Here is a 13,004-nt window from a genome sequence, read left to right on the forward strand (position 1 = left end):
TAAAACTGCGGTTTTTCCTTAGTTTCGTCGATTTGTTGGCGATTGACTACTGTAGAGTGAATTTCAACCCCGGGAGGCTACCGTGAAACACGCCAATAACCGTCCGAACCACGCTGTGCCCAGGATCGGTATCTCGATTGCGGCGGTAGTCGCTTCAAGTTCCCTCGTTTTTGCCGCGACTTCTTGGGCAGACAGGGGATTCAACAAACCGCCGGAAGCCCAAGAGGTGCCCACGGCGGCAGTGCAGGGGTTCAACCCGGGAATGATTATTAGCGACGAGCTGTTTTACAATCCCAACACCATGGATGCTGCGGCTATCCAAAACTTCTTGAATGCCCAAGGGCGTTCTTGCACCTCCGGCACCGCAACTATCACCGAAACCCTACCGGCTGACCCCAATGCGCCCAAGAATCCTGACGGAACCGCTCCGCAACCGCAGACGCAAACCAAACAGGTCACTATCCCCTGTTTAAAGGATTTCGCCCAAGACACCCCTGATCGCCCCGCCGATAACTACTGTCCTGGTGCCTACCAGGGAGCCCCGGGAGAAACAGCTGCGGTGATTTTGGCTAAGGTGGCGCAAGCCTGCCAGATTAATCCCCAGTCCCTGCTGGTGACGCTACAAAAGGAACAAAGCCTGATCACCGCCTCCGGGTCGTCCTTAAAGATTACTTCCTACCAACGCGCTATGGGTTATGGCTGTCCCGACAGTGCACCCTGCGACGAGCGTTACTATGGGTTCTTTAACCAGGTTTATAACGCCGCGCACCGCTTCCACTACTATCAAAAGCACCCTGCAAAGTTCCGCCACCGTGCCGGGAGAATAAACGATTTGCTGTTCCATCCCTCGCGCAATTCCGATGGCTCCTATAAGTGCGGTACCAAATCGGTCTTTATCGAGAACCAGGCCACAGCTGGGTTGTACAACTACACGCCCTATACCCCCAATGATGCCGCACTGGCTGCGGGGGGAGGTCTCGGCGATGAATGTTCTTCTTACGGAAACCGTAACTTTTATCGTTTCTTTACCTCTTGGTTTGGCCCCACCGGCTCTGTCAGTGCGATCCCTTCGGGTCGTCTCGCGGGCAAGACTCGGATAGACACGGCCGCTGCCATTTCGGCGCGAGCATTTTCCAATGGAAGCCAAAAAGTTTATGTGGCTCGCGCCGATGGCCCTATCGATGCCTTGGCTGGGGGAACTCTGGTGGACGGGCCGGTGCTGCTGGTACCCACTGATTCGCCTATTCCCGCCTCGGTGCGTAATGAAATCAATCGTCTTCGCGCGGTACAGGTGGTAGCCCTGGGGGGCTCAGCTGCGATTCCAGACACCGTTTTGGCCGATGTAGCCCAGGGGCGTTCCACTGCCCGTCTCTTTGGCAAGAATCGTTTCGCAACCGCGATTGCGATTTCTCGGGAAGCCTACCCGAAGGGCGCGAAACGCGCCTATATTGCTGACGGAGTGGGAGTGGATAATTCCGGTTCCCCAGACGCGGTAATCGGGGGTACTCTCACTGACGGTCCGGTTTTCTTGATTGACCCCAAGAACTCCGACAGTTGGGATTTGGTGGCATCTGAGATAAAGAACCTCAAGCTGGACACCGTGGTGGCATTGGGGGGCGAAAACGCGGTGCCTGCCAAGGCCTTGAAACGCATCGCTGCCGGACACAATCAGGGACGCCTATCCGGCCCCAATCGCTACGCTACGGCGGTTGCCGTCGCTTCCTATGCCTTCCCACCCCAGCAGGGGATTGCGAACCCTCAGGGCGGTTCAGTGCTGTCTGACAAGGTGGTTTATATAGCGCGTGGCGATAACTTTGCTGACGCCCTGGTGGCGGGAGCCTTGACTGACGGGCCGGTTCTATTGCTGCCTTCCCGCACGGATAGTCTGTCGGCTGATGCCCACAACTATGTGGCTGCACTGCATCCGCACACGGTGTTGGCCTTAGGTGGGATGGGTGCGATTCACCCCGATACGGTAGAGGCTACCGTGAACGCTGTGAAAGCTGGTTTGCGCTAATTGCAGCGGTTTTTCCGGGGCATTTTATTCGGTATAGCCGGGCTGATTTTGCTAGCAGCGGTTTTGGGGGCAGTGTTAAGTGCTATCTCTGCAACCGTGTCTGTCCCGCCCTCATCGGATGATTCTTTCTCCGGACCGATTGCGCCGCGCCTGGATTTGACCGATTTTCGACCTGGTTTCTTGATTTCTGACGCGGTGTTCTATAACTATCAAGCCATGGATTTACCCAAAATCGAGGCTTTCATTCGGGAAAAGAACGCGGGTTGTCAAGACGGGGCGGCTCCGTGTTTAGCCAATTATCGCGAGAACACTAAAGATATGCCCGCTACGCAGTGGTGTTCGGGCTACGCGGGTAACCCGGAAGAATCAGCGGCGATGATTATTTTCAAAACCTCCCAGGCTTGCCACCTTAACCCCCAGGTTTTACTGGTTTTACTGCAAAAGGAACAGGGTCTGCTCACGGCTTCAGGTTTCGACCTTACTCCCGCCCGGTACGAGATTGCCACTGGTTTTGGTTGTCCCGATGAGCAAAACTGCGATGAGCGTTTTTTCGGCTTCTCTACCCAGGTTTACTACGCAGCCGCCCAGTTCCAACGCTACCGTCAGCAGCCGCATCTGTTTAAAATCCGAGCCGGTCAGATGACTCGGATTGCTTTTTCACCCGACCCGAACTGTGGCGATGCCGAGGTCTTCGTCGAAAATCAGGCCACTGCTGGACTGTATAACTACACGCCCTACCAGCCAGATGCGGGCGTTTTAGTGGGTAACCCCGGGCATTGTTCCAGTTTTGGCAACGCGAATTTCTATGGGTTATTTCGTACCTGGTTCGGTGATTCGCACCGCTAGACGCGGTTTTGTGCGGGTTCATGAGGTGCTAGGAGCACTGCGTCCTAGGGTCTTAGACCCGAAGCATCACCGCTGAATTTTACCCCTTGGACAAATTTTTCCGTCCCCGTCAAAGAATTTCGGCTAGGAGTTTCCGTAAACGTTTCGCCGAGACTTTTTCTATAGTGCCCAGTTGCTGGGCAAATAAAGAGAGCCTGAATTCCTCTAACAGCCAGTAGATTTCTTGAATCTTTCGGTGGGTATCGGCGTGGAAAGGCCGGGCTTTGATGGTGGCCACGCTAGTCTCGAAGTCGCGCGTTACTTCTGCGAGGCGCTGGCTAAGCTCGGCGTCCGCCGCCGAGTTGTGTCGAGCCTTTTCCAGCCGTAAAGTATCTGCCTGGAGGTATTTTTCCAGGCGTTGCAGCCACTTATACGGGGTTCTAGCGAGGAAATCACCCTCCAGTAACTGGTTGACGTGGTTGACGATTTCTTGAATGGTATGGTGCAGGGTGGGGCTGGCCTTAGCCCGGGCATTCTCGATAACACGCTGCAACTCAACACGCTGATGCATCGTTGCAGCGACACCTTGAAGTATCCGGTAAACCGTATCTTCGAAACGATTGGCGCACTCAGCTTGCAACTGGACTAGGTCGTCTTCCCCTTCCAGCTGGTGTCCTGTTGCTAGCCATTCCTGGGTCAAAGCCACCCCAGCAGCGCTTTGGGCGGCTTGCACCAAGGCTGCGGTGCTGGGATAGGGCGAGGCCGCCAGGGCGGCGGCCTCTGCCCCGCGCCAGCGGGTTATCACTCGGGTTTGGGGCAGCTCCAGAGCCTCGGTAAGAGCAGCGGCATAATCGCGGGGTTTTTCGACTTTAGCCTTTTCGGCCTCCTGCTGATGCCATACCTTGCCTTGGTGGGTGGTGGTGTTTACTATCAGAGTGTTACGCAGCACACTGAAGTCATCTCCCTTGGCTAAAACCCGACCTTTGGCGGTAATGATAGCGAAATGGTTGCGTTGATTTTCGGGAAGCGCCTCATGCATAGCGGATAAATCGCCTCGGCTTAACTCCACCCTTCGCGCGGTGGCGATAGCCTGGCTAAACACCTGGTCTAGGCTCGGGCGCTCACTGGGGTTTACCCCAAGATAGGCGCTGATTGGCTCCCAAATTTCCTCTACCAGCGCGGCGGCGGGAACTACTTTTTTACGCACCTGCTTGGGCAGAGCCTTGATTCTAGCCAAGAGGTGTTCCCGCAAAGCCCCGGGGATGGGCCAATCAAAGCCCGTAGGGTCAATGGTCTCTAGGCTACGTTCGGGAATAATAATAGTTACCCCTTCAGAAAGGTCAACCACGTCAATCTCACGCTGCGGTATTCTCGAGCTTTTATGGCGTTTTGACTGGGTAGTATTGCGATGAATGTCTGCGGTGGGGGCGGTGGTAATCCCCCCACGTTTCCCCCCGAAAGTATAGGCCAGGGGTAGTAAAGTCTCGTTTTGATTCCAAAAGTCAGGGAATTGCTGGGCATCTTCGCTGGCGGGAACCAGCAGTTCCCACGGAAAATCCAAGTACTGAGGATCCTCAAAGCGTTTGGTTTTCCACCAAGCATTGAAAGCCGCCGCAGAGGTGACATTTTCCGGTAGCTTTTTGTCAAACCAGCTCTCTAAAGTGAAATCGTCTATCTCGCCAGGAATCTGCAGCCGTACCCGTGCCTCCTGCGCTGCCACCAACCGCTCCCGATTAGTTTGAATAAATGCCGGATTTTCACGCCATTCTCCGGCCACCAAAGCATGACGAATAAACAGGGCTCGCGCTAAATCCCGCGCCGGTTGATTCTCTACCAAGGTCGACCCCAGCGAGGCCAAGGTGTGTGCCCGGTCGGCCACCAGAGTAAGACCATAAAGCGTCACCCGTTCATGAATCATGGCGGCCTGGGCGCGTAAAGACCAGTAGGGCTCAAAATAGCTACGCACCAAGAGATATTTACCAGCCTGTTCAATCCACTCAGGTTCCACCCTGGCCACGGTGCGAGCAAACAGCCGAGAAGTCTCTACAAGTTCAGCAGCCATCACCCAGTCGTAGTGCTTCGAAGTCAGTCCCGAGCCTGGCCACACCACAAATTTTTGCCCCCGGGCACCGAGGTATTCCCTTTTTTGGGACGACCAATATCCAATCTGCGCCAACATCCCGTAAAGCAAAGCCTGATGTAGGGCATTAGCGTCAACCACGTCAACATTTATTTCGTTTAAACTGCGGGTATTTATCCCGATTTCTTGCAGCATTTCTCGCAGTTGCTTGGCGAGGTCAAACCATTCACGAACCCGCAAGTAATGCAGGAATTCGCGACTGCATCGGCGACGAAACGCACTGCCGGAAAGAGACCCCTTTTGCCGCTGGAGATACGACCACAAACGCAGGTAGGCCAAGAAATCCGAGCGTTCGTCCTCGAAGCGGGCGTGCATTTCGTCAGCCTCACTGCGTTTTTCGCTAGGACGTTCCCGCACGTCTTGCATGGCCAAGGCCGCTACCACAATCACTGCTTCCGAAGCCACCCCCAGTTCATCGGCTGCCAAGAGAATTCGCGCCAGTCTAGGGTCGAGGGGCAAACGGGCAATTTTTCGCCCCAGACGAGTAATTCGCACCGGTTTTTTCCGCGTATCCAAGGCACCAAGCTGGGACAATTCCAAAACCCCATCGGTAACGGAACGCGGGGAGGGCGGATCAAGGAAGGGGAAATCCGCGACTTCCCCTAAACCCAGGGAAGCCATCTGGAGGATAACCGCAGACAGAGAGGTGCGTTGAATCTCGGGTTCGGTATATTCAGGACGTGACAGGAAATCCTGTTGGGAGTACAGGCGAATACAGATTCCCGGGCAGGTGCGTCCACAGCGTCCCGCCCGCTGATTCGCGCTAGCCTGCGAGATGGGTTCTATCGGCAGACGCTGCACCCGAGTCTTGTTGGAATACCGAGAAATCCGAGCCACCCCGGGGTCTATCACATAGACAATTCCCGGAACCGTCAATGAAGTTTCCGCCACATTGGTTGCCAGTACAATGCGCCGTAGAGAATGGGGGGCAAAAATGCTTTGCTGGGCGGCTTCAGACAGACGTGAGTAGAGCGGCAACACCTCGATAGCTCCGGGAACGTTTGACTTTGAATCGGGCTCTACAAAGCGATGTCCTAGGTGTCCTTTCAAAGCAGCAGCGGTATCGCGAATATCGGCTTCACCAGCCAGGAACACCAAAATATCACCCGGACCCGCTTCAACCAGTTCATCCACCGCCCGCAAAATCCCTGTTACCTGGTCGATTTCCTGGTCAACCACGTCCACTTCAGTTTCCTTTATTTCCAAGCTTTTTTCGGGGTTTAGGCTTGGTTCTATTGCGCAAGATTCGAGGTGTCCCGGGGAAACTTCCGTCACCAGAGGACGGTATCTGATTTCAACAGGAAAAGTGCGACCCGCCACTTCTATCACGGGAGTGTCCACCCCGAAAGCAGTGGCGAAACGCTGGGAATCAATAGTGGCAGAGGTGATTATCACCAATAAATCCGGCCGAATTTTCACCAAACGTTGTAAATAACCCAAGATAAAGTCGATGTTCAAGGATCGTTCATGCGCCTCGTCAATAATCAGGGTGTCATAGCGACGCAGCTGCGGGTCTTGGCTCATCTCGGACAAAAGAATCCCATCGGTCATCAGTTTGATGCGAGTATCCGCCCCCACGTTTTGCCGGAATCGCACCTGGTAGCCCACGGTTTGCCCCAGGGTTTCGTCCATTTCAGCGGCGATACGGGTAGCGACAGTACGCGCCGCGAGGCGCCGCGGCTGGGTGTGGCCGATGATTCCATTGGTACCACGCCCCACTTCCAGGCACATTTTGGGCAACTGGGTGGTTTTCCCCGAGCCAGTCGCCCCGGAAATCACAATGACCTGGTGGTGGCGCATCGCATCGAGAATCTCTGCCCGCGCCTCGGTGACCGGCAGTTCGGGAGGATAAGTCAGTTTTCTAGGCATTCTGTCCCCTATTTTAGGACAGGTGGGGGACAATGTTTAAGTGACAACTCGGCAAGCACCTCATGAACCCGAATCAACAGCGAAAACCACCCGCCACCCGGTGTGGGCACCCATCTTGGAATGGCCCCACCCAGAACTGCTCAGCACCACAGCACCGAGCACAAGCAGCGCTCCGACGGCTTTCAACGCGGCACTGCAATACATGCTGCAACTGGGGATACCGGGCGAGCGGGGAGCCATCGGAGTAAAGTTCCCTTGCGCCCAGCAAGCTACCTTAGGAGAGCAGCCCGACGGGACGTGGATAGGGCAATGTGCTCCGGAGCAGGCCGCCGCCCTGCGAGCTGTGGTAGAGATGACAGATTTGCTGGAATATCCCGAAAACTTCCCGTCCCTGTTAACAACCTTGGGGCGCGCGCACTGGTATGGAATCGAGATTCGCTGCCGTGAAGCGGATTTACCCCCCGAGCTTTCTAAGATTACGCGCCCAATCACCGCTGCGGGGCTCCACCCGGCTTTAGGGATTAAGCCCGAGGCGCTGCGCGAGGAAAATCGGCAAGTTATTGGCAGCTTCCCCACCATCGCGCTGGATTTAACCCCGTTAGACCAGATTTTAGCGCCGAACTGGCGGTTTTTATTGGGGATTCATGAGGTGATAGCCCTGGTTGTGGACGCTAATAGCAACGAGCGAACTAATCTGGAAGAGGCCTTGGCCAGCTTGATTGACCTGCGAGCTGCTCTGGGTATAGATACCGACCTAACCGTAGGAATCGCCGGAGAATTTACACCAGAAATACTCAATTTTGCCACGGAAACTCGCGATGGCGGCTCAGAAATTTTAGGGACTGGGCTCAAACAGAGGCTGAAAGAGGTTTTGGATTTATCCACTGCTTTTCACCACGGTAAAGAGAACGTTGCTTGTGCGTTTGCCGCCGATGTGATTTTCCGGGCTGCCCAGTTAACCGCAGCACAACACGGGATAAACTGAGGCAGGCATTACCAACCCAGCCCAGTGGCGCGACAACACGCGGGAACGCGACGAAGCGCACCGGCCAGAATTTTAGGCGGCACTCGGGTGAAGGGAGGCAGGGCTAAGGCCAGAATAGCTTTGCCTCGGGTTTGGGGCTCCAGTAGGATGGATGCAGAGCACACCCCAGATTTTAGGAGCGAAATGGGTAGCGGAAAATGGTTGTTTCTAGCCGGGATTGGAACCGGCGCTTTTTTGGTACTGCGTCTACCCCAACGCCAGATTGAGTCGATTAAGGATTTCACCAGCCAGATTGCCCAGTCCCCCAATCTCACTGCTGCTAAAGCAGCGGCGAGTGAAAAACTCCGCGCGGCTTTACGGCACCACGGCAGTATTCTGGTAGACCGCATGGCCGAAGAATTGAAGCGGCAACTTCACGCTGCGGATTTAAATCGCGAATCAGCCGGAAGCGAAGATCCGTCAACCACGTCAAACACTGCCGGCCAGAATGACGCGAAAAAAGACAATCATATTATTATTAATGGGAAAATTGTTTCTTGATGAATAAACCGATTGACCCTAGCAGCCCCACCCGCGAGCAGCTTAGACGTTGGCGCCGTTACCTGGCCGAAGAACGTGACGAGGCCAGAATCTATCGCGAACTGGGTTTGCGTCGCAGCGGCCTAGATCGTGAAATCTTGTTGAATCTGGCAAAGGCCGAAGGCCGGCACGAAGCCCACTGGCTGCGCCTGTTGGGTAAACATGCTGAACCTGCCCCGAAAAGCTCGTGGCAAGTGCGAATTTTGCAAAACTTAGCAATTCGGATTGGCTCAATTTTTGTGCTGGCACTGATGCAACGCTCCGAAGAGCGTGGCACCTATGACGTTGATGCCGATGCTACCGCCCAAATGGCAGCCGATGAGCACTTGCATTCCGAAGTGGTGCGCGCTCTAGCGGCTAACTCGCGGGCACGGTTTTCCGGGAAAGCTCGCGCCATGATTTTTGGGATTAACGACGGATTAGTTTCCAACTTGGCCTTGGTAGCTGGTATCGCCGGTTCGGGAGTAAACCGAGGTCTGATTGTGCTCACTGGTTTCACTGGCCTGATGGCGGGAGCCCTGTCGATGGCAGTAGGTGAATACATTTCCGTCACCACCCAACGCGAACTCCTGGAGTCTTCACTACCTAATCCGCAAATGCGTGAAAGACTGCCAATGCTAGACCGAGCAGCAAATGAGCTGCAGCTGCTGTTCCTAGCTCGAGGTGAAGACCTGGAGACCGCGACTCAACACGCCCGCGCCATTATGAGCTCCCTGGATTTGCCAGAACAGATTAAACCTCAGATTTCCTTAAATAAAGATAGCCATACCATAAAAAACGCTACTACCAGCGATGATAGCCGTATTGACGGCCAAGAAATAAGCATTAAAAACCCTAAAGTGAGCCAATGCACCCCGGGCGATGATATCGCTGCAGCCACAGATTCTCTTGACACTATTGGCTCCGGATGGCAGGCCGCCGCGTTTTCTTTCACTTCCTTTTCGATAGGAGCGCTGGTTCCCGTATTACCTTTCCTTTTCGGACTCGACGGCTGGATGGGAATCATCAGCGCGACTCTCGCTGTGGCCATAATCTTACTGTTCATTGGTGGTACCATGGGAATCCTGGCTGGCAAACCACCGTGGTTGCGAGCTTTGCGTCAAGCCGCCCTGGGATTCGGCGCCGCCACCGTGACTTACCTGTTGGGAAATCTCGCCTCTAACGTCCAGTTTTTTTAGGAGTCACCGTGTTGGAAATCTTGCTCTGGCAACCTAATCCTCCCGAAGAGCTGTTAAAGAATGGTTTGCCGGAACTCTTTAGATTCATGGACTTGACCGGGGTTTTCTTAAACGGCATCCTGGGAGGTCGACTCGCGCGGCAAAAAGGCTTCGACCCAGTAGGTTTCGCGGTGTTGGCCATTATGAGTGCCTTGGGAGGCGGGATTATCCGTGATGTCATGCTGAATAACGCCCCACCCGTTGCACTCACCGACCGCTATTATCTGACTATGGCCATACTCGGAGCCTGTTTGGCATGGCTGTGGAAATTCGATGGCAAATGGTCGCGGCGTGCCCTGATTATCTGCGACGGCCTGGTGTTGGGGGTCTGGGCTGCCACCGGCACCCAAAAAGCTCTGGCATTAGGATTTGCTTTTATTCCCTCGGTATTAATGGGGGTTATCACCGCTATCGGGGGAGGTATGGTACGAGATGTCACCGCTGGGAATGTACCGGCGGTTTTTGGCGGCAGCACGCTCTATGCCATTCCCGCCGTGATTGCCTCGGTTCTGGACGCGATTCTGTTCAGCAGCGGCTATCCCCTGTTGGGGATGCTCATCGCCGCCGTCGTGGGTTCGGGGATTACCGTTATGGCTTCGTGGCGACGCTGGATGCTGCCCAATATGAATGACTGGTCGATTTCGATGACCCCCAAGCAATGGCGCAACTTTCAAAAAAAACGACAGCAGGCCAAACAGAAAACTCGACAAAACCAAGCGAAATCCAATCCTAAAAATCCTCCAACCGAGCCAAACCCCCAGACTTCAACTCCAGATTCGGCTTTCTGATGCCTTTTTAGCGAGCTAATTCGAAATTCCTTAAACCCTGTGGAAAACGGAGTTTTCCACAGGGTAAGCCCGGCAGAGTTGCCCCGACCAACTATTCCCTCCAGGCTAGAACTGTGTTTAGATTCCAACAAGTAACCCTCGGGGATATCGCTTTGGTTATCCTCGCGGGACTGTGTGCCTGGGCGGTGATTCCCGGCCTGGGACCTGAACTCGCTAATTTACCAACACCTGGGTTTTCTTGCCAGGTAAAACCCCATTTTAAAATTGACGTGGTTGACGCTTGGCAGGAACTTTGTTCCCTACGCTTGCGTCAAGATTCAGGACCGGGCGGGTATAAACGCGATTTCTTTGGCGGCTGGAAAGATCTGGATCACGACGGCTGTGACACTCGAGCCGAAATCTTGGCACGGGATTTTCGCCATGCTCGCTTCGATAGTGCCAAACCTTGCCGATTGGTGGGTGGGGTGTTCCACGACCCCTATACCGGGAAAACCACGAGTTTCACCGCCGCCCCGGGAGCCGTCGTACAGATTGACCACGTGGTGGCGTTAGGCGATGCTTGGGCCAGTGGGGCGAACCAGTGGAGTAACGCCCAACGGCAAAAATACGCTAATGATCCCGCCGTTTTGCTAGCTGCAGACGGAAAAGCGAACCAAGACAAAGGCAAACTCGCCGCCGATGGGTGGATGCCTCAGAATAAAAACTTCCGCTGCGCCTATGCCCGCCAGCAAATCAATATTAAATACCGCTGGGATTTATCCGTAACCCCACCAGAACGCCAAGCGCTGCTGCTTGCCCTCAGCCGGTGCTGAATTGAACATGAGGGGCAGGTTTACGGCCTGCCCCTCATGAATCCGACCCCATAACGGGACGAAACGAAACCAGAAGGAGTACTCAGCTACTAGCCAAAGCTGCGGCGACTACCTGTTTAGCCTCGGCCTGAACCTGTTTAAGATGCTCGGGGCCTTGGAAGGATTCGGCGTAAATCTTGTAGACGTCCTCGGTCCCCGAGGGACGCGCCGCGAACCAAGCATCGGCGGTGGTTACTTTTAAGCCGCCAATCGCCGCTCCGTTACCGGGTGCCTTTACCAGACGATCCACAATGTCTTGACCAGCGAGCTTACTGGCCGTCACGTCTTGTGGAGTCAACCTCGCCAACTTGGCCTTTTCAGCTTTAGTGGCCGGAGCATCAACCCGTTGGTAGAAAGACTCCCCGAAACGCTGTACCTGGTCGAAGTGCAACTGCGAAGGAGTCCGACCGGTAACCGCCAAGATTTCAGAGGCCAAAAGCGCGGCCACAATCCCGTCTTTGTCCGTCGTCCACACCGTGCCGTCTTTGCGCAAGAAAGAAGCCCCGGCGGATTCCTCGCCACCAAACCCTACCGAGCCATCAAGGAGTCCAGGAACAAAGTGCTTGAACCCGACGGGAACCTCGACAAGTTTACGTCCCATCGCGGCGACCACCCGGTCAATCAAGGCTGATGACACCAGGGTTTTACCCACCGCGCAATCTTCACCCCACCCGGAGCGATGCGTGTAGAGGTATTCAATGGCCACCGCCAGATAGTGGTTAGGATTCATCAAGCCGTCAGCGGTAACGATGCCGTGACGATCAGAGTCGGCATCGTTACCAGTAGCAATGTCGTAAGGGGCAGAACCGCCCTCCATGACTTTACGCAGCGCCGCCATCGCGTAGGGCGAAGAGCAGTCCATGCGAATCTTGCCATCCCAATCCAAAGTCATGAACGACCAGGTCGGATCGACCTTTTCGTTTACTACTGTCAGGTTTAAGCCGTAGCGTTCCGCAATCGCCGCCCAGTAGTCCACCGCCGCGCCACCCAGGGGATCAGCCCCGATACGAACCCCCGCAGATTTAATGGCATCCACGTCAATCACGTTAACCAGTGAATCGACATAGGACGGGAGAAAATCAAATTTTTCTATACAGTCTGCAGCGAGAGGATGCGACTTGCGCGGCACATTACGCCAGCCCTCTTTAAGGATTTCATTCGCTCGCGCAGCTATCCACGAAGTGGCATCGGAATCGGCCGGTCCACCGTGAGGAGGATTGTATTTAAACCCGCCATCACGCGGCGGATTGTGCGAGGGAGTAACCACTATGCCGTCGGCTAGCCCTGCCCCACCCAGGCGCACTCCCCCGGGAGTGCCCGCCCCGTTGGCTTTCAAAATGGCGTGCGACACCGAAGGCGTGGGAGTATACGCATCACGGGCATCGGTGTAGGTATGCACCCCGGCAGCAGCTAAAACCTCTAGGGCACTCTTCCACGCGGGTTCAGATAGAGCGTGGGTATCACGCCCAATGAACAGCGGTCCATCAATTCCCTGCTGGCGGCGATACTCTACGATGGCGGCAGTGGTAGCCACAATGTGAGCCTCGTTAAAAGCCCGGTCAAGGGAGGAACCACGATGCCCGGAAGTTCCGAAAACCACTTTTTGGCTTTCTTCGTTAACATCCGGTTCGAGGTCATAGTATGCGCCAAGTACGGCGGAAACATCAATCAAATCTTGCGGTTGCGCAGGTTGTCCAGCTCTTTCATGCATGTCCTCATTCTCTCACCAACTT

9 protein-coding genes are annotated in these 13,004 nt (G+C 54.9%); 7 read left to right on the forward strand and 2 right to left on the reverse strand.

The window, feature by feature from the left end:
* Positions 1-226 precede the first annotated feature (226 nt).
* Together HMPREF0577_RS08495 and HMPREF0577_RS08500 are read left to right on the forward strand one after the other, a co-directional pair.
* The gene (locus HMPREF0577_RS08495) at positions 227-2,017 is read left to right on the forward strand and encodes a cell wall-binding repeat-containing protein (protein ID WP_036342860.1); all 1,791 of its coding nucleotides are present in this window, start codon (positions 227-229) and stop codon (positions 2,015-2,017) included.
* Positions 2,018-2,863: a hypothetical protein gene (locus HMPREF0577_RS08500; protein ID WP_004013410.1), complete on the forward strand. Its 846-nt coding sequence runs from the start codon at positions 2,018-2,020 to the stop codon at positions 2,861-2,863.
* 109 nt (positions 2,864-2,972) lie between these two features.
* On the opposite strand, the gene hrpA is transcribed toward HMPREF0577_RS08500, so the two are convergent.
* Complete coding sequence (hrpA, locus tag HMPREF0577_RS08505; protein WP_004013411.1) at positions 2,973-6,851, reverse strand: ATP-dependent RNA helicase HrpA; 3,879 nt, start codon at positions 6,849-6,851, stop codon at positions 2,973-2,975.
* A gap of 40 nt (positions 6,852-6,891) precedes the next feature.
* Here hrpA and HMPREF0577_RS08510 point away from each other — a divergent pair, with 40 nt between their 5' ends.
* The 5 genes from HMPREF0577_RS08510 (at position 6,892) to HMPREF0577_RS08530 (ending at position 11,232) form a co-directional block, all read left to right on the forward strand.
* Positions 6,892-7,836 carry a hypothetical protein gene (locus HMPREF0577_RS08510; RefSeq protein WP_036342766.1) on the forward strand — a complete coding sequence of 315 codons (945 nt, stop codon included), beginning with the start codon at positions 6,892-6,894 and terminating at the stop codon, positions 7,834-7,836.
* A gap of 183 nt (positions 7,837-8,019) precedes the next feature.
* A complete protein-coding gene (locus tag HMPREF0577_RS08515; RefSeq protein WP_036342768.1) occupies positions 8,020-8,376 on the forward strand; it encodes a hypothetical protein in 357 nt (118 codons plus the stop codon).
* Complete coding sequence (locus HMPREF0577_RS08520) at positions 8,376-9,593, forward strand: VIT1/CCC1 transporter family protein (protein ID WP_004013414.1); 1,218 nt, start codon at positions 8,376-8,378, stop codon at positions 9,591-9,593. Before HMPREF0577_RS08515 ends, HMPREF0577_RS08520 begins: the two co-directional genes overlap by 1 nt.
* 8 nt (positions 9,594-9,601) lie before the next feature.
* Entirely contained in the window at positions 9,602-10,420 is an 819-nt protein-coding gene (locus tag HMPREF0577_RS08525; protein WP_004013415.1) for a trimeric intracellular cation channel family protein, read from the forward strand.
* A gap of 113 nt (positions 10,421-10,533) precedes the next feature.
* The gene (locus HMPREF0577_RS08530) at positions 10,534-11,232 is read left to right on the forward strand and encodes an HNH endonuclease family protein (RefSeq protein WP_004013417.1); all 699 of its coding nucleotides are present in this window, start codon (positions 10,534-10,536) and stop codon (positions 11,230-11,232) included.
* A gap of 82 nt (positions 11,233-11,314) precedes the next feature.
* Here HMPREF0577_RS08530 and pgm read toward each other — a convergent pair whose 3' ends face one another.
* The gene (gene pgm, locus HMPREF0577_RS08535) at positions 11,315-12,982 is read right to left on the reverse strand and encodes a phosphoglucomutase (alpha-D-glucose-1,6-bisphosphate-dependent) (RefSeq protein WP_004013419.1); all 1,668 of its coding nucleotides are present in this window, start codon (positions 12,980-12,982) and stop codon (positions 11,315-11,317) included.
* Positions 12,983-13,004 lie beyond the last annotated feature (22 nt).

Source organism: Mobiluncus mulieris ATCC 35243 (assembly GCF_000160615.1).
Lineage (GTDB): Bacteria > Actinomycetota > Actinomycetes > Actinomycetales > Actinomycetaceae > Mobiluncus > Mobiluncus mulieris.